The organism is Microcystis sp. M20BS1 (assembly GCF_020245305.1).
GTDB lineage: Bacteria > Cyanobacteriota > Cyanobacteriia > Cyanobacteriales > Microcystaceae > Microcystis > Microcystis ichthyoblabe_A.
The window spans coordinates 1-17030 of sequence record NZ_JADBUZ010000093.1; the positions used below are offsets into that span (position 1 = coordinate 1).

At 43.7% G+C, this 17030-nt stretch carries 16 protein-coding genes and 1 pseudogene; 10 read left to right on the plus strand and 7 right to left on the minus strand.

Features of this window, described 5'->3' with window-relative positions; genetic code table 11:
* Positions 1–26 precede the first annotated feature (26 nt).
* Together IM507_RS09280 and IM507_RS09285 are read left to right on the plus strand one after the other, a co-directional pair.
* Positions 27–218, plus strand: a pseudogene (locus tag IM507_RS09280) (hypothetical protein); the annotation flags it as partial.
* 150 nt (positions 219–368) lie between these two features.
* Positions 369–1640, plus strand: coding sequence for an esterase-like activity of phytase family protein (locus IM507_RS09285; protein WP_353847147.1), 1272 nt, complete (start codon positions 369–371; stop codon positions 1638–1640).
* 362 nt (positions 1641–2002) lie between these two features.
* On the opposite strand, the gene IM507_RS09290 is transcribed toward IM507_RS09285, so the two are convergent.
* The 3 genes from IM507_RS09290 to IM507_RS09300 all read right to left on the minus strand — a co-directional run bounded on the left by IM507_RS09290 (position 2003) and on the right by IM507_RS09300 (position 5263).
* Positions 2003–2965: a protochlorophyllide reductase gene (locus IM507_RS09290; RefSeq protein ID WP_008202560.1), complete on the minus strand. Its 963-nt coding sequence runs from the start codon at positions 2963–2965 to the stop codon at positions 2003–2005.
* 239 nt (positions 2966–3204) lie between these two features.
* The gene (locus tag IM507_RS09295; protein ID WP_287636919.1) at positions 3205–4206 is read right to left on the minus strand and encodes a CsgG/HfaB family protein; all 1002 of its coding nucleotides are present in this window, start codon (positions 4204–4206) and stop codon (positions 3205–3207) included.
* Positions 4207–4279: 73 nt separating this feature from the next.
* Positions 4280–5263, minus strand: coding sequence for a succinate dehydrogenase/fumarate reductase iron-sulfur subunit (locus IM507_RS09300; protein ID WP_002732817.1), 984 nt, complete (start codon positions 5261–5263; stop codon positions 4280–4282).
* Between the two features lie 532 nt (positions 5264–5795).
* On the opposite strand from IM507_RS09300, the gene IM507_RS09305 reads away from it, so the two are divergent.
* Positions 5796–6182, plus strand: a complete 387-nt coding sequence (locus tag IM507_RS09305; protein WP_002734386.1) for an AbrB family transcriptional regulator — start codon at positions 5796–5798, stop codon at positions 6180–6182.
* Positions 6183–6740: 558 nt separating this feature from the next.
* A complete protein-coding gene (locus IM507_RS09310) occupies positions 6741–7535 on the plus strand; it encodes a CPBP family intramembrane glutamic endopeptidase (protein WP_123230498.1) in 795 nt (264 codons plus the stop codon).
* Here the strand turns inward: IM507_RS09310 and IM507_RS09315 are convergent.
* Positions 7518–8315, minus strand: a complete 798-nt coding sequence (locus tag IM507_RS09315; protein WP_123230499.1) for a Tab2/Atab2 family RNA-binding protein — start codon at positions 8313–8315, stop codon at positions 7518–7520. The two genes, IM507_RS09310 and IM507_RS09315, sit on opposite strands and share 18 nt — an antisense overlap.
* Positions 8316–8465: 150 nt before the next feature.
* Here IM507_RS09315 and rimM point away from each other — a divergent pair, with 150 nt between their 5' ends.
* The 5 genes from rimM to IM507_RS09340 all read left to right on the plus strand — a co-directional run bounded on the left by rimM (position 8466) and on the right by IM507_RS09340 (position 14059).
* Positions 8466–9044: a ribosome maturation factor RimM gene (gene rimM, locus IM507_RS09320; RefSeq protein WP_002734345.1), complete on the plus strand. Its 579-nt coding sequence runs from the start codon at positions 8466–8468 to the stop codon at positions 9042–9044.
* 553 nt (positions 9045–9597) lie between these two features.
* Entirely contained in the window at positions 9598–10161 is a 564-nt protein-coding gene (locus tag IM507_RS09325) for a transposase (RefSeq protein ID WP_242028713.1), read from the plus strand.
* Positions 10162–10330: 169 nt separating this feature from the next.
* The gene (locus IM507_RS09330) at positions 10331–11092 is read left to right on the plus strand and encodes a PilN domain-containing protein (protein ID WP_002733761.1); all 762 of its coding nucleotides are present in this window, start codon (positions 10331–10333) and stop codon (positions 11090–11092) included.
* The gene (locus IM507_RS09335) at positions 11089–11880 is read left to right on the plus strand and encodes a hypothetical protein (protein WP_002734484.1); all 792 of its coding nucleotides are present in this window, start codon (positions 11089–11091) and stop codon (positions 11878–11880) included. Before IM507_RS09330 ends, IM507_RS09335 begins: the two co-directional genes overlap by 4 nt.
* A gap of 73 nt (positions 11881–11953) precedes the next feature.
* Positions 11954–14059, plus strand: a complete 2106-nt coding sequence (locus IM507_RS09340; RefSeq protein WP_002732522.1) for a secretin N-terminal domain-containing protein — start codon at positions 11954–11956, stop codon at positions 14057–14059.
* Positions 14060–14386: 327 nt separating this feature from the next.
* Here IM507_RS09340 and IM507_RS09350 read toward each other — a convergent pair whose 3' ends face one another.
* The 3 genes from IM507_RS09350 to IM507_RS09360 all read right to left on the minus strand — a co-directional run bounded on the left by IM507_RS09350 (position 14387) and on the right by IM507_RS09360 (position 16286).
* Positions 14387–15433: a S66 peptidase family protein gene (locus tag IM507_RS09350; RefSeq protein WP_123230501.1), complete on the minus strand. Its 1047-nt coding sequence runs from the start codon at positions 15431–15433 to the stop codon at positions 14387–14389.
* 91 nt (positions 15434–15524) lie between these two features.
* Positions 15525–15776 (minus strand): hemolysin XhlA family protein, encoded by a 252-nt coding sequence (locus IM507_RS09355; RefSeq protein ID WP_069474967.1) that lies wholly within the window; start codon positions 15774–15776, stop codon positions 15525–15527.
* Between the two features lie 42 nt (positions 15777–15818).
* Positions 15819–16286, minus strand: coding sequence for a CBS domain-containing protein (locus tag IM507_RS09360; RefSeq protein WP_002750505.1), 468 nt, complete (start codon positions 16284–16286; stop codon positions 15819–15821).
* A gap of 161 nt (positions 16287–16447) precedes the next feature.
* Here IM507_RS09360 and IM507_RS09365 point away from each other — a divergent pair, with 161 nt between their 5' ends.
* A complete protein-coding gene (locus IM507_RS09365) occupies positions 16448–17014 on the plus strand; it encodes a Uma2 family endonuclease (RefSeq protein ID WP_002750507.1) in 567 nt (188 codons plus the stop codon).
* Positions 17015–17030 lie beyond the last annotated feature (16 nt).

Sequence of the window (17030 nt, forward strand, 5' to 3'; positions counted from 1 at the left end):
GAACCCCTATATAGAAAGGCATTTAGCGATTTTTGTCAATTGTTTTTGCTCTAGAGCAAACTAATCAATTAAGTCTCTTGCCAGATAAGGATTTAGTCGATTTATGCCCCCCTATCGAATCATACCAAGTAACGAAGAACCCAAAACACTTACATTATGGCTCTTATGGATGTATTCACTCATTTTTCTATTATACCCTGCGAGCGGCGGGGAATTAGACCCGAAGAGATTAAAGCATATCTAAATATTTTTGGGTTAAAAGTTAAACTTCAGGCTCCTATTTAGTACGAGTTTACTAAGCGACTAATTTTCCCAAAAAAATTAGTTAACACATTATTGTAACATATAATTAATTTGCAAGAGTTCTAATGTTTTTTTGGATAGAAATCATGAAATCCCCCTCTCGTTTTTTCATCGGGATCGCCGGAACCATAACGGTCGGTTTCCTCGCTACCTCGTCGGTTCAAGCTTCGCCTTTAAATTTACAATTTCTCGGTCAATCGATTGTTCCCACGGGGTTTATTCCCTCAGGCCCAGCGGGAACCGTGAACGGTGTCTCCGTTCCGGTCGGGGGATTATCGGGCATTACCTACGATCCGGCGGCTAATAACTTTTACATCATCTCGGACGATCGCTCTCAGAACGGCCCGGCGCGTTTCTACACCGCAACGATCAATCCGACTCTATTTAATGTTAATGGGACGAATAGCGGCGTTACCTTTACCGGTGTTACCCCACTTTTACAGACTAACGGGCAAACTTTCCCCGCGCTGAGTCTCGATCCAGAAGGGATCGCGCTCGTGGGTTCTAATCTGTATATTTCCTCCGAAGGGGAGGTCTCTAACAATCAGATTCTCAATCCCTTTGTCAATCGATTCGCGCTGGCCAACGGTCAACAGAACAATACTTTACCGATTCCAAACCAGTTTATCCCCGCGCCGAACTCGATTCCCACCACAAGCGGGGTTCGCAATAATCTGGCTCTAGAAAGTCTGACCACCACCCCAGATCAGCGATTCCTGTTCACGGCCTCCGAGAACGCGCTTGTGCAGGATGGGCCGGCTGCGACGCCAACGAACGGTTCTCCCTCACGGATATTGCAGTACGATCTCGCTAATGGACAGCCGATCGCTCAATTCCTCTACAATACCGATCCAATCGCCCTTCCCCCGATTATTCCAAGCCCAGTCGATGTCAACGGACTCGTCGATTTACTGGCACTTGATAATAGTGGCAAACGCTTTCTCTCCCTAGAACGTTCTTTCTCCATAACGACGGGAACACCAGGGAATACGGGCTATACTGTGAAAATCTACGAGGTTTCCCTGGAGGGGGCCACCGATATTAGTGCCTTTCCCAGTATTAATGGGGTTTCGGGTATCGTGGCCGCCCAGAAAACCCTATTATTCGATCTGACCTCGTTAAATATCCCCATCGATAACGTGGAGGGGATTACCTTCGGCCCCTATTTACCGAACGGCAAGCGCTCAATAATTCTCGTCAGCGACAATAACTTTACCCAGTTCCAATTTACTCAATTTCTCGCCTTTAGCGTCGAAACTGTACCCGAACCCTCAACCCTAGCAGGATTGCTGGTGATCGGTTGCGTTGTTATTCTAGTCAAAAAACGGGAAAGCTAAACAAAATCTGGCAACAGCATAGAGATCAGGCTATCTTTGGGGTTGCCGAGCGTTTCGTCAATTGGACAATGGCTCTTCTAGGTTCTGTGTGATAAGTTTAACTTACATAGGATCGATCAATCTTTGTGTTCTTTGTGTCTTTGTGGTTAGTCTAGCCCCTCGCTAGGAGAAATGTATCTTAGAATACATTTTACCCACCAAATCCAAGAGAGCCTAATACCAAATCGGTTTTTAATAATATCATTAACTGCCAATCAAACTTTAAAAACCCAGTTATGGACTGTTTCTCCCTGTCCCAGCGCTCCCCGTTTCCACAAGGACACAAGTTAACTTGTGTCCTTTTTTAGGTTCAAAATCGGAAATTAGGCTAATCCGACTAATTTAGCGCTGTATTCCCACATTTTTTCGCCTCTTTCCTCGTCGCGAGCTTGAGGAGAAACCCTTTGTACAAAAGATTTACCCTCTTTTTTCTGACGGTTGCCCCAACTCCAGTAAGCACCAGATTGACGGTATTCGGGGTCAGCCACCACCATGGCCACTCTTTCCCCAGCTAATTCTTGGGAAACATAGCCACCTGTGATATTTTTCTGGAACCAGGGGAAAAACTGCTGGAAAAAGGGGTAATGATTGCGGAAAAGGGGTGTATCGGCTACACAACCCGGATAGAGGGAAGTAAAAGTGATTCCGGTGGATTCGTGATAGCGTTTGTGCAGTTCCCGCATGGTGAGAACATTACACACCTTACTATCTTTATAGGCTTTGACCGATTCAAATTTTTTGCCGTCGGCCATAGTAATCGGCTCTTTGAAACCCTTGGCAAACCCTTCCAAATCGCCCAAATCGGGACGAGGAGGAATTTTACCGCCTAATTCATCGGGATTATGGGTGACAGTGCCGAGAATGACTAAACGGCGGTCGGGAGAAGGGGAATTTTTTAGATCTTCCAAGAGCAAATTCGAGAGCAGGAAATGACCTAAATGATTGGTGGCCATGCTCAATTCATAACCGTCGGGACTTCTTAAGGGTTCTTTGAGCAAAGGCAGATAGATAGCGGCATTGCAGACTAAAGCGGTTAGAGAGCGGCCCAAGGCCCGGAAATTTTTAACGAAGCGCCGGACGCTATCGAGGGAACCGAGGTCGATAAATTCAATAGAGTAGTTATCCCGGGGAATGTTCAATTCCTTGGCAGCCTGTTCCATTTTCGGGATATCCCGACAGGCCATAACCACAAACCAACCTCTTTGAGCAAGGGATTTAGCGGCGTAGAGACCGACTCCAGAAGTTGTCCCAGTAATGATCACCGTGGGTTTTTGATCTTGTACCATTTTTTGATAGTTTTCGTTAATCGCTCTGGTCTAGGGAATATCCAAGGGATTCCAATCATAAATTTTATCGGTTGTCTTACCTGACCCCCAGGTTCGCTTTACATAACTTCAAATTTTCGTGAGTGTTCACTTATCAGTGATCAGTTATCAGTGATCAGTTATCAGTGATCAGTTATCAGATTTAAGTTTACCGATCTCCCCACTTCCCCAATTCATAATTCATAATTCATAATTCCCAATTAACGAATCGGTTTAGCTAAATCACCGATTTTAAAACCATTACCGGTAATGATACGACCGACGCTAGATTGACCATCAGCTTCGACAATTTCGAGAGTGCCAATCGGTTGAGTAATCTGACGAATAACCTTACCCGTTTGGGGATCCTTGACCGTTTGAGTCGTCCTTTCGATGGAAATGCGTAAACCGACACGATATCCTTCTCCCGTACCTTTATTGAGAATTACCTGATTTCCCGCCACGGCAGCCACTAAAGCGGTGACAGTCGGGAGCGAGCGAGGTGTAGCGGCGATTTGGTCGGCTTTATTATTGAGATTATCCACCACCTGCGCCACTGCCTTATCGGTGGCAATACTGAGTAATTTCCCTTCGTTGGAGGTTTGGGAACCACCCCCAACCCCTAAAACCACGGTTGAACCATCGGATTGATTGGCACTACCATCTCCCTGAGCGGTGGTAATAATTTCGGCCGTGGTAGTATTAATTGCTCGGACATTTAACTTGACAAAAGCATCGGTTTCTGTCTTGGCGGTGCTAAAAATAATAAACGAGCCACCGGATTGTTTTTTTTGTAAATCGAATTGGGTAATCGAACCGATAATCACCACATCTACCCCCAAAATTTGCCCGATTTGAGCAGCGGTAGCGGCATCTACCCGTCCCGAAGCTCCCAAATTCTGTTCTCTGAGGACAGCATCAATGCGACTGCGCTCAATGACTGTATAGCGACCACTTTCCACCAATTTATTGACGAGAATATCGCTGACACCACTGGCTCCACCATTGAAAAATGTTAACCACTGGGGATTACTGAGACCGCTATAATCGAAGTCTAAAACCGCTACGCGCACCTTTTCGCTTTTTTGGGCTAAGAGTAGGGGTAAATTGTTAGAGATAGCTTGGGAGAAAGCCGGTGCGTTGAGGCTAAAACCCAAACTAGAAGCGACTCCCACAAGGGTGATTAGGGCAGAAAAACCACGGATACTATCTCGATCGAACATGATAAGGGGTTCTCCAGTCAAATAGAATATAGATCATAATACATCTGAAAATCGCTCTAACTATCGAGAGTGATCAAGAGGAAGAATTTTGAATGGCAGTAATTAAACCTCTCACTTCCTCAGTTCCCTCGGAAGCTTCAAAGGAAGTGGGAAATTTACCCTTAGCAATCATCCGCAATCCCAAGGGGGCAATACTTAATAAACCCTGTAAATCGCGCCAATAATTGCCCAGCACATAGAGGCCGAATTTGCGTTCATCAACCCATCCCCCTGCTTTGACTAATTCCACTAAAACTTTCCGGTGACGAATGGGACGACTACTATCGTCCGACTTGCGAGCGAGTATTTCCTGTTTAATTTTACCGATTTGATCCATGGGAGCCACTTCCATGGGACAAACCGCATTACAGAAATAGCAACGGGTACAACCCCAAACCCCGGCGGTGCCTTGATTATAAAGTTCTAGGCGACCTTCTTGATTACCATCGCGGGAATCTGCTAGGGTGCGCTGCGCTTTTGCTAAAGCGTGGGGACCGACAAAATCAGGATTCACTTGCTTGGCATTACATTCCGAATAACAGGCCCCGCACATAATGCAGTTACCCATCTGATTGAGATTGGCTCTTTCTTCTGGAGTTTGCAGAAATTCTCGTTCGGGAATGGTGCGTGCTTGACTACTAATATAAGGTTCAACCTTTTCTAAATCGTCCCAAAACGGTTGCATATTGACGATTAAATCCCGGATAATTGGTAAATTACCCAGAGGGGCGATCGTGATTTCGGGAATTTCTCCGGCATCTTTTTGGCTACAATGGTTTAATTCACTGGCGATATTTTTTTGACAAGCCAAGGCCGAACGGCCGTTAATTTTCATCGCACAGCTGCCACAAATTGTATTGCGGCAATTTTTACGAAAGGCCAAAGTTCCATCAAGTTCCCATTTGATGCGATTAAGGCAGTCGAGAATTGTATTTCCCGCCTCCACCTCTAGGGTAAAATTTTCTAGGTAGGGGGTGTCGTTGGGTCGTTGACGCAGAATTTTAAAAGAAACTTCCATACTCGGCACGGGGATGAGGGACTCCTAATACTCAGGATAATCGATGTTAACGGGCCAAGGGGGAGCTAGTAATGGTAATTAATCCTTAAGATTTTCCCCGGTCGGTTGAGCCAAGGGGTGGGTATCTAGGTCTAATGATAGATGGGGAAGTCGCTCGAAAACAGTTTAATCCCCCCGGATTTACTGCTCTGGGTCATTAGTTTTTTGCCAACTCCAACCACAAGTATAGTTTCTCAATTCCTTGCTAAGTATAGCTTAAACGGTTTTATGTCCTCACTTTCTCCCCCCTGTTTTCCCCGCACCCGACCAAAAATTGCCGGAGTCTTGGCCAAAAATTTCCTCTCCCCCACAAGGTTTATACTTACTACCTAGTCCGGGGTCTTCTTAGCACGATTGTCATCACCGAACCATCAGTTTTAAAAAATTTATTATTCCCCTCTAGACATTTTTGGCAAGATTTTTGGTATGATCAATTTGTCAGTGTAAACTTAATTGACAGTCAGTCAAAAATCAAGGAACATTAAAAAGTACCATGAGTGACATCTCTCCTACTCCCCTAACCGGGAAAGCTCTACTTCAAAAAGTCAAAGAGTTATCCCACTTACCCCGTCGCGAAACGGCAAAACGTTGTGGTTACTACTCTCAAAGTAAAGATGGCCAGGTTCGGGTCAATTTAACCGACTTTTACGATGCTGTTTTAGGTGCAAAAGGGGTTCCTCTCGATCCCGAAGGCACTAAAGATGGCCGCGGCCGCGAACCCACTTTCCGGGTTAGTGTCCATAAAAATGGTCAAATCGTCATCGGTTCCACCTATACCGAACAAATGAACTTGCAGCCCGGCGATGAGTTTGAAATCAAACTTGGCTACAAGCACATCCACCTCAAACAAACGGAATCAGAAGAACCGGTAGAAGCTTAAATAGGTTACGGAGTAGGGATAAGGACAAAAAAAATCGGCAGTCAAAAGGGCTAGTTTTGACAAGACCGACTAAGAAGACAATATAGATTCTTACCCCTAATTCTAACCCCTGACCGCCTCTTTTATCAACTTGAGGGGTTTTCTTTAAGCACTTTTTCTTCTTTTTCGCAACCCCCTAGGGATGGATTTTTGTTGGAGCTAGGCTTTACCAGAGCAGAGTTCCACAGTTATCCTATGCCTAGGGGGTTTGTTTTATGGGTGTTAGGAGACAGGAGACTCCGAGTTAGTATTCAGGAGATTATTTTTGTGGTTCTTCGGTTTGTCTTATGCAATGGACGGGGTTATAAGGAATGAAACCTTTATAGAGACAGACATTGCCGCAATTTTTGTCAATTGTTTGCGATTTGGAGCGAACTAATCAATTAAATCTCTTGCCAGATAAGGATTGAGTCGATTTATGCCCCCCTATCGAACCATACCAAGTCCCGAAGAGCCATTTTTGTTTATTCTTCCCACACCCCACACCCTACACCCCACTTCTCTGACACCTAATTGACAATGAACATGGCTGCCTTAATAAAAATTATTATTTTCCTGTTAGCCTGGTTAATTCTCTGGCTGCCGATTGCCATTAGTTTAGGGAGTCGTTTGGGATGGCAACCGCTGCAAGGGACAAAACCTGACCAGAAATTGCCCCTGGTGGCCTCTCTTTACGCCTTGGCTCCCTTAGTTATCTGGGGATTATTGAAGATAGAGGGGAGCAGCCTCGATAATTACGGATTAATTTCGTCATTTTCCCTATTTATCTCCCTAACCAAAGGATTAATCTTGGCAGTGGTGGGATTAGGGATAATTTTTTTTCTGGAGGGGATTTTGGCCTGGGTACATTGGCAGCCCAAAAACCTAACTCGTGCTTTTGCCTTGAGTTTACCCCTGTTGATAGTGGCTCTCTGGGTGGGTATTACCGAGGAATTAATCTTTAGGGGCATCTTTTTGAGCCAATTAAGCCAAGAATACGGTTTTTGGGTGGCGGGAGCCATTTCTAGCCTAATTTTTGCCCTGCTGCACTTGCTTTGGGAACGTCAGCAAACGCTGCCGCAACTACCCGGTTTATTTCTGATGGGGATGGTTCTGGTCTGGGCGCGGGCGATCGATCATGGTAGTTTAGGATTAGCTTGGGGACTTCATAGCGGTTGGGTGTGGGGATTAGCTTTGCTAGACAGTGCCGAATTGATGTCTTACAGCGATTCTGGGTTAGTTTGGGTTAAAGGTATCTATAACCAACCTTTAGCGGGTTTAGCGGGTATTCTTTGCCTCTTGGGGACAGCTTGGGGGTTAAACCTGCTTCAGTAACCAAAAGCCGGTAAAAGTGCGACCAGAATCATCCGGTTGTATGAGAAGAAAGTGTAAACCTTGGCTTTCCTCTTTGGTTGCCTGATAAACATTGGCTGCCAGGGCCACTTCTTCATCCTCGTAGGTTAGGAAAATCCAGCGTTCATTTAGACCCGATTCCAAGACTAAACCGCCCGATCGCCCCGTTTCTGTGGGAATATGATCGATAAATACCGGGTTAATTTCCTCTAACCAACGAGCGATCGCCAGAGATTTTTTACCACCGGTAATAACCACACCGGGGATCATGAGAGTGGAGGCTAAACCCAATTTTAAAGGAGAAAAGGCCTCTGGTAGGGAAAGAATCGGTATTCTGCGATCGCCAAAAAAGTTAACTAAATCAACGGCGGGAAAACGAGCAAAACGCCACTCTTGACCTAAAAATCGGTCTGGTAGGGGTTGCGGTGGAGGAGAGTCGATATTGATGGGGATTTGCCGTAATTCTAGCTGTTTTTTCAGAGCGTTAACGTGACGGGTTAACTCAATTTTGATCTGTAAATTCTGACCAGCGAGGAGAAATAAATTGGCGCATTGGGGGCGAAAAACTTGGATAATTTCTGGGGGGGAGACTTGACAAGCTTGCTCTAACTGTTGGGTTAACCAGTCGCTATTAGCTTGGGATTGGGGACAGGAATTTTCATAAATAAGATGACCGAGAGGATCGGAAATTAACAATTGCCAGACTGTGCCAAGAGGGGAAGAAGATGAAGATTTATAAAAATCCGCTTGCCAAATAGTCATAATTCAGTCAAAAGCCACCAGTAAAAAGTCAAAAAATGGTCAGGAGTAGAGGTCAACTAAAAATTTTACCTTACCAAGACTTTAAAAATCTAGGAGCGAGACAAAAAAGGCTATATACTAGGGAAAGCTATAGCAAAACATATCGAGACAATGGAAGAAAATTGGCTAGAAATTGGGACAATAGTAGCACCCCAGGGACTGGAGGGAGAATTGCGAGTTTTATCGGTATCAGATTTTCCCGAACGTTTTCAGAAGCGAGGTATTAGGGGAATACAAGGGACCCAAGGGGGAGAAATCCGAGAAATTACGCTGCTCAGGGGACGTGAGCTACCGGGCAAAAATGTTTATGTTATCAAGTTAGAGGGGGTTGAAAATCGGGAACAGGCCCAAGCTTTGCGCGGATATAAATTATGGGCGAATAAACTGGAAAAACCTCGCCTAAAAGCGGATGAATATCATGTTAGTGAGCTAGTAAACTTGGAGGTTTATCATCACCTGACAGGAGAAAAAATCGGGGTTGTAGTAGATATTTTGTGGGCGGGTAATGACATTTTAGCAGTGCAACTAGAAGCAAATCTCGCCTCTGTTAAGAAAAAAAGCCCTTCCTCCGACTCAAAAGCCACGGCCCTGGTTCCCTTTGTCAAAGAAATTGTTCCACTGGTGGATCTGAAAGCGGCACGCATCGAGATTGCGCCACCACCGGGGTTATTAGAGATCAATTGGTCATAGACTTATTACTGAACTTCCCCCATACATATCTACTATAATAGCCTAAAACCTTTATCCATCAATGGATACACCCATTAACTTTTCTTGATGGAGCCATGTAATTTGTAACATTTATTAATGGACAAGAATTCTCTCCATTTGCTAGAATAGAGGTCATGTATATAGAAAAAGTTCCTAATCGTAATTACCCTCCCGCTGTTCTTCGACCAGATTCCTATCAAGAAGGAGATCAAGTCAAAAAAAAAACCCTGGCCAACGGCTCGACTGAGCTCACCGAACACCCTCTCAAAATTACCCGATGATATTATCGACAATAGATATCTTCAAAAATTATAACCCAATCACAGCTTGCTTTTAGCTTGTGTACTAACTGACTATTTATATGGCTGAAATGTATATCTATCGTTGCTAATTCAATTGCACTGAAAAAATATGAGACAATTAAAATCATTTTTACTTGGTTAGATTCCTTAACTAGAAAAACTTTTAGTATTAAGATAATATTATGGATAGGTCTGATCTGAAACTGGCTCTCAAAGGGGCAAGACTGTCAATGAGTGAAGACATTACCGCTCATTTTAAAGTGATTAGAAGTCTTCGTTTGTGCTATCATTTAGATGACTTAATTTTTCGTTCCACTAAAGTTAAAGCCAAAACCTGTAAATGCCATCATAACACCTGTAACCGACTAAGATTAAGAATTAAAAACCTAGTTGATGAACTACATCACAAAGTAGCTAGATTCTTAGTAGAAAACTTCGATGGGATTTTATTGCCGACATTTGAAGTATCAGAAATGGTCTTAAGGTCTGGAAGAAAAATCCAATCAAAGTCTGTTAGACAGATGTTAACTTGGTCACAGTATCAGTTTAAAATATTCTTAAGATCTAAGGCATTTGAGTACGAAAAAACCGTTATAAATTGTTGTGAAGCTTATAGGTCAAAGACAGGTAGCCGGACTGGTGAATTAATCGATAATTTGGGTGGAAAAAAAGTAATTAAATCAGAAATTGATGGGCGACAAATGGACAGGTATCCTAAGGGAGTACGGGGGTTCTTCCTTCTTGCTCTGGTAGATACACCCTCGTTCAAAGACTCTTTGAGCGTGCATTGTTAACCCATTAACAGAAATGTTAAGCTGTTCCTAATTCAAATTGCTTGTTGAAACGAGGCAAGAGGCAAAAGTAAAGGGATTGGGGGAAATTCGGCTAATCCAAGAATAAGCGATTAAAATACGTCTCAGCTTAATCAATGTTAGCAAAAAAGTATCGGTATAAACAGAAATTATGTATAGTCTTGACGTTAATTTTCTTAAAGATCGCCATCTTAACCAAACAGCCTCTAACTTCGAGGTTTCCACCGTTATTGACCGAAGTAAACAAATACCCCTGTTCATCGGTGTGGGAGTTGGGGCCGGATTATTGGCACTGACGGGATTACTCGGTTTAGCCGTCGGTTGGAAAACTGGCGAAGCTCAGGCCAAAATTCAGCAATTGGACGGGGAATTAGGTCAAGTACAAGTCCAAAGTAAAAAACTAGAAGACATCAGAGGGGAACTAAAGGCGGTAGAAGCAGAAAATCAAGCTCTGGTGGGTGTATTCAATCAGATTAGTCCTTGGTCAGCCATTCTCCAAGAAATTCGCCAACAAACTCCTCCTAGGGTGCAGTTAAATAGTGTGCAACAGGTGGAGGTTCCCGCGAACCTCAATCAAGGGCAACCCAATTCGGCTACGCGCTTAAAAATCAGTGGTTTTGCCAGTAATTACGAAGCAGTCAATGATTATCTCTTAACTCTACAAGCTTCTCCTTTTTTGCAGGGTAAGCAAACGGTGATCGAAAGTGCTGCCCTGGCCGATTTACCCGTAGAGGTGGACAATCAGTATAAAAATATTAATATTACTTTCCCCCAAGTGGTTCAATTTGTGATCACCGCCCAATTAAGTGATACTCCCACCACTCAACAACTGCCCAATCTGGTCAGGAATGGAGCGATCGGAGTTATCACTAGGATTAATACTCTCAAAAGCCAAGGAGCCATTCAACCATGACCTTTAACGAAGAATTTGAGAAGCTGACATTAGAGGAATTTCAGGAGTATCCTATCGCTTTCGGGATAAATTTTACTCCCCGTAATAGTGGCATCGCTGCCGCTATGCTAGGTTTACTTGGCTCCCTCTATCTGCTTTTTAACTGGGTGATGCCCGCTTATGATACCTTGCAGCAACTGCAAACCGATGCCGCCGACAAACAACAACTGCTAGATCAACAAAAAAGCCGTCTCGAATTTTCAGAATTCCAAAAAATCGAGAGTCAGTTACAACAACAAAAAGCTATGAAACAGCAAATACTCTCGCTTTTTGCTAGAGAAAGGGACTTAAGCACTATTCTCTTAGATGTTAGTAATATCTTTAAGTCTGGCGATGTTAAGCTGGTTAGTTTTCAACCCCAAGGACTAGAACCGGTGGTAGTCTCCGATGGTTCCCTCGGTAGTGAGGTTAATAATAAGCTCAAACGTCAAACTTTTAACGTCAAGATTCAAGGAAACTATGTTAACACTCAAGAGGTTATTCGGGATTTAGAAAGATTACAGCCGCTCATTTTGCTCAACAGTCTCAATACCCAGATGGAAAAGCAAGGATCGACGTTTAAAGTAGTTAGTACTGGCAACAATAAGGCCACTATCGTTCTCCAAGGCGATCGACCCGTGACCACGACTTTTCTTCTCAATGTAATTATTCCTCTCAGTGCCGCCGAATTAGCCAAGTTAGCACCACCCCCACCTCCTGAAGGTCAACCCCCCGCCGAAGGTCAACCCTCCGCCAGTCCGCGCCAATAATAGTCTTCAATCCGGTGTGAGTATTGCGTTTTTTGTCCGTTGAATCCCGTAATCGTTGAGGAGTGAAGTTAAAGTGAATCCGTCCCGTTATGCCCTGTTTATCCCCCCAATTGCCTCGTTTTTATTGATGGCTCCCCTGAGCGTCTTGGCCGAAACCGCCATTTCCTTCCATGGTTCAGAGTTAAAATCTGCTACATCAAAAATTGAATTTTCGCAAGAGTTTAGTCAAGAAACTTTACAAAAATCGCTAAATCAGCTTGTCCCTTCCAGCGCGGCCGTAGAAAAGGAAATCAGCGATCGCATTTTAGACAGTGAAAAACTACTTGCCCAAAGTGTGCCCCTTGTCCCCAATCCGGAAATTATCATTCAAGGCATACCTCAAGCCCCCGGCGCTCCCACCCTACCCCGGGCCGTCGCCCCACCAGTGGGAGATATTGCCATCTCTAATATCGATGCTAGTGCCGAAAAGATCAAATTTGATCGCAATATCACCGTACCTCGTGTTTTACTGCGGGAAGCTTCCGCTAGAGAAGTGTTAATGACCCTTGCTAACATTGCCGGTTATAACGTCGTTTTCACCAGCGCCCAGGGGGAAGCTAACGCCACTTCTCAGACAGTTTCCTTGGAATTTACTAACGAATCGGTGGAAAACATTTTTAACGCCGTGTTGTTAGTTTCTGGACTCCAGGCCAACCGTCAGGGTAAGACCATCTTTGTCGGGGCGCAATTACCCCAGGGCGCTCGTAATCTGATTAGCCGCACCCTGCGTCTCAACCAAGTGAAAGCCGTCAATGCTGCTACTTTCCTCGCCACCCAAGGGGCAGAATACCAGCGTTTAGTTACCCAAACCGAAGATATCGTCGATCCCCTCACCCAACGGGTAATCGGTCGCCGGGATGTTCCTCCCACCCTAGAGCCACTGAAACCCCAAAACACAGAAGGCTCAAAAGCTGCCCTACTTTTAACCGGTTTAAGAATTGCCGCCGACGAGCGCCTTAATTCTATCAATTTAATCGGCGAACCCCGACAAGTCCAGATCGCCACCTCCTTATTAACCCAACTGGATGCCCGTCGTCGTCAGGTAGTGGTTAATGTCAAAGTTATCGATGTCAACCTGCTCAATACAGACCGTTTTAACAGTAGTTTTTCCTTCGGTTTTAACGATGGTTTCTTTGTTCAAGATAACGGGGCGGCAGTACTGAACTTTGGCAATATCAACCCACCCACTAGCTCGACTGTAGGCAGACCGGGGGCTTTTGCACAGCCTGTTGTGCCGATTTTCGATATCATATCGGGGAGTACAAACGCGGACCAGGAAATAGCACCTTTTTTTGATGTTCAGAATGGCGCTTCCTTTGGCCGTGTTAACCAGGGACCGAATGACTTTGTAGGTGGCACAACACCCTATGCTCGTCCCAGTTTTGGTCGCACTGTTAACCCCTTCCAACCCGGTTTGAGTGATGTTAATATTGACCCAGAGACGGGAATAATAGAGTATGAATACGAACCCCCGACCCTATTTCAATATCCCCAAAGATTCCTGATGACCCTGCAAGCCTCAATTCAGACAGGAAATGCCAAGATTCTCACCGATCCCTCGCTGGTGGTGCAGGAAGGTCAACAGGCAGTGGTGAAACTAACCGAGAAAGTGCTGGTCAGTGTTACAACAACAATTGATACCAATAGCAATGGCAATGTGAGAACTACAACTCCTGTGTTTGGTGATGCTGGACTGACCTTAACCGTCGATGTGAATCAAATTGATGATAATGGTTACATCAGTTTAAATGTTGCGCCTACAATTGCCCAACCAGGTCCCCAGATTCCATTTAATAGCGGTGGGGCGACAATCAACCAATTGACTCCTTTGATTACCCGGGAATTATTATCGGGTTTAATTCGTCTCCGGGATGGACAGAGTTTAATTCTTTCCGGGATTATACAAGAGCGCCAACAAAGTTCTGAGACAAAAGTGCCGATTTTAGGGGATATTCCTATTTTAGGGGCTTTATTCCGCAGTCGTACCAATCAGAATAGTCGCTCGGAGGTGATTATTCTCCTCACTCCCAAAATCATCGAAGATACGGCCACCTCTACCCTCGGTATCAACTATCAACCGGGCCAAGATGCGGCGGAAGTGTTGCAGCGTCAAGGTTTCCCCGTACAACCACGACAGTGATCAGCTTTTTTCAGTAATCAGTAATCAGCTTCTGAAGCTTTTGCCTCTTGCATGAGTGCCTCTCCTGATAACTAGCCTATACTCAAAGGGGCTCTCCCAGGTTTGGTGGGTAAAATGTATTCTAAGATACAGTCTTGCGGGCGAGGGAGTGGAAGGAACCACTCCAGACACAGAGGACACAAAGATCGATCGCTACTATATAAGTTAAACTTATCACACAAAGTCGAGAAGAGCCAAGGATTTAGTCTAATAATAAGATGGAGCCGAATTCGCTGGTCTAAATATTCCTTTATCAGTTAAAAAAGCGAATAGCAACAGTCAGCTATTTTAGGGTTTACTAACCGCCGATTCTAACATAGTAATCGTTCCCTGATTAGCATCAAATTCTACTGCAATACCGATGGGAATAGTTTCAATAATTTCTAAATGTCCGATAGTTAATCCTAGACAAGCGGGAATTTTTAAGGGTTGGATATATTCTCTGATTACTTCTTCTAAAGTTAAGGAACCATACTCACTATTGGCACTACAATTGCTACATTGACCGAAGATAAATCCAGCTAAATTATCGAAAATTCCCGCTAATTTTAATTGATTTAACAGTCGATCAATTTCATAAACATCTTCACCAATATCTTCCAAAAATAGGATAGCTCCGGTAAAATCTGGTAGATAGGGAGAGCCAACTATTGAGGCTAAAGTGGTTAAATTACCACCGATTAATTGACCTTTTGCTTGACCTTTAGTAATAGTTTGAATGCGGTTTTTTACCTGCATTAAACGATTAGCATCATCGGGATCGGGAAGATTTCTAAAAGTTAACTTTTCCCCAGAAAATAAAACTTGTCGAAAGCTTTCAGTTTGAGCAGTGCGCCAACTAGAAAAGCCATTGGGAGCATGGAAAGTAACTAAACCAGTTTTGGCATAAATAGCCAATAATAAGGAAGTTATATCACTAAAACCACAGATGATTTTCGGATGACGACGAATTAAATCGTAGTCGAGATAAGGTAATAAACGAGCGCTGCCCCAACCGCCGCGAATTGGTAAAATTAAGGCAATATTATCATCAGCAAAAAATCGATTTATATCCGATGCTCGCTCCCTATCTTTACCAGCTAAATAACCATAACGATTTAAAGCGTGTTGACCAACTTTTGGGACTAATTTTAAAGCTTTAACAGCCTCAATGACTATATTCAAGTCATCTTCTTTAAAAGTTGCCCCCGCCGGACTAATAATACCCACTCCATCCCCCGGTTGTAGATGTGGCGGTTTAATTAGAGGAAAATTATTACTAACAACTTTTCTAGGAATTAGGGAAAAACTAAGAGCAGTTAGGGCAGTAGTAGTGAGAAATTGACGGCGCTTCATCCTGATAGTTTTTAGAGAAATTGCCAGGGAAATAAGAATTTAAGTAGGTAGGCGTTAAAAATTATCAGAAGCTCCCCTTATTAAGGGGGGATTAAGGGAGGATCGAGGGAAAAAAATTTTTCACAATTACCCCGGCTAAGAGGACAATTAATGTCCAAACCTGATATTTTTGGTTTCCTTCTAATGAGTTTAGTCGATTTTCTATTCCCTCAACTTTTCCCGTTAACACCGCTTGTCCTACCTTTAAATCCCTCATATCTTTTTGTAACGAATCGATTTTTCCCTCAATCCGCATCAAGATAGTTTCTAGGGAATAAGTAACCGTTTCCTGAGATTGATTCATTTGTTCAAGACTTTTTAGTTAATTGTTGCCCTAGAAAAGCCATTATGCTTCCGATTTTGCCATATCGCGAATGATATCGCCGCGAGTGACAATACCAATTACTTTGTGGGTTTCTTCCTCAATCACCGGTAAACGACGCACATGACGATCATACATTAACGAGGCCGCTTCTTTCAAAGGGCGATCAGCCGTGATACTAATAGGTTTATCGGTCATTACTTCCCCCACGGTTTGACCGAGAGCTTTATGGAGTAATTTCTCGTGACGGCTAGGATTTTGTAGATAGATGACGCTATCGAGGAGCATAATGTAAGGAGGAGCTTCTACTCCCGTTTCCTGCCACATAAGGTCAGTTTCGGAGATAACCCCAATCAGTCGTATATTGTCATCCACCACGGGTAAACCACTAAACCGCTTTTCGGCCAAAATCTTCACTGCTTCAGACAGAGAAGTGTTAGCGGTGACGGTGATGGGATTGGGAGTCATGATATCGGCAACTGTTTTCGTCATCTTAGGGACTCGCGATAATAATGCTTTCTCTCTCTATCTTATCATTAGGGTAATCAGTCGCCGCTTAATTATGACTATTCTTCAATCTTCGGCTGAGAAAATGGTATAACATAAAAAGGAAATGGGATATTAATTTAGTTAGTTGACAAGGAAAAAGAAAAATGATCGCTCAACCTCAATACCCAGAAAGAATGACCCCGGAAGAGTATCTAGAATGGGAAGCTACACAGGAATTGCGCCATGAATACATTGATGGGGAAATTATCGCCATGACTGGGGGTAGTCTGCCCCATAATGATATTACCTTGAATTTTTACACTGCTTTAAGACTTCATCTCCGTCCGCGAGGCTGTCGAGTCAATGTATCTGATGCGAAAGTACAAGCTAATAATAGTCGTTATTTTTATCCCGATTTGGTGATTAGTTGCGATTTTAGGGATAGAGAATCTCGTAATTTTATTCAACATCCACAAGTGATTATTGAAGTGCTTTCCCCCAGCACAGGAAACTATGATCGCACTAAAAAGTTACAATATTATCGTCAGATTCCTAGTTTACAAGAATACGTTTTAGTCGATCCTGAATCGATCAGTGTTGAGGTTTATCGTCGCGGTGAAGATAAAATTTGGTTTTACTGCGCTTATAGTCAAGGGGAAGAAATTATTCTATCTAGTCTCGATTTTCACTGTGCGATCGAGTTAATCTATGAAGGGATAAGTTTCGATTAAAGAAAGTTTACAAACA

Coding starts and splice junctions, on each gene's coding strand:
- IM507_RS09330 (WP_002733761.1), top strand. CDS start 10,331: ATGTATAGTCTTGACGTTAATTTTCTTAAAGATCGCCATCTTAACCAA.
- IM507_RS09290 (WP_008202560.1), bottom strand. CDS start 2,965: ATGGTACAAGATCAAAAACCCACGGTGATCATTACTGGGACAACTTCT.
- IM507_RS09360 (WP_002750505.1), bottom strand. CDS start 16,286: ATGACGAAAACAGTTGCCGATATCATGACTCCCAATCCCATCACCGTC.
- IM507_RS09325 (WP_242028713.1), top strand. CDS start 9,598: ATGAGTGAAGACATTACCGCTCATTTTAAAGTGATTAGAAGTCTTCGT.
- IM507_RS09315 (WP_123230499.1), bottom strand. CDS start 8,315: ATGACTATTTGGCAAGCGGATTTTTATAAATCTTCATCTTCTTCCCCT.
- IM507_RS09365 (WP_002750507.1), top strand. CDS start 16,448: ATGATCGCTCAACCTCAATACCCAGAAAGAATGACCCCGGAAGAGTAT.
- IM507_RS09285 (WP_353847147.1), top strand. CDS start 369: ATGTTTTTTTGGATAGAAATCATGAAATCCCCCTCTCGTTTTTTCATC.
- IM507_RS09350 (WP_123230501.1), bottom strand. CDS start 15,433: ATGAAGCGCCGTCAATTTCTCACTACTACTGCCCTAACTGCTCTTAGT.
- IM507_RS09295 (WP_287636919.1), bottom strand. CDS start 4,206: ATGTTCGATCGAGATAGTATCCGTGGTTTTTCTGCCCTAATCACCCTT.
- IM507_RS09310 (WP_123230498.1), top strand. CDS start 6,741: ATGAACATGGCTGCCTTAATAAAAATTATTATTTTCCTGTTAGCCTGG.
- IM507_RS09335 (WP_002734484.1), top strand. CDS start 11,089: ATGACCTTTAACGAAGAATTTGAGAAGCTGACATTAGAGGAATTTCAG.
- IM507_RS09355 (WP_069474967.1), bottom strand. CDS start 15,776: ATGAATCAATCTCAGGAAACGGTTACTTATTCCCTAGAAACTATCTTG.
- rimM (WP_002734345.1), top strand. CDS start 8,466: ATGGAAGAAAATTGGCTAGAAATTGGGACAATAGTAGCACCCCAGGGA.
- IM507_RS09305 (WP_002734386.1), top strand. CDS start 5,796: ATGAGTGACATCTCTCCTACTCCCCTAACCGGGAAAGCTCTACTTCAA.
- IM507_RS09300 (WP_002732817.1), bottom strand. CDS start 5,263: ATGGAAGTTTCTTTTAAAATTCTGCGTCAACGACCCAACGACACCCCC.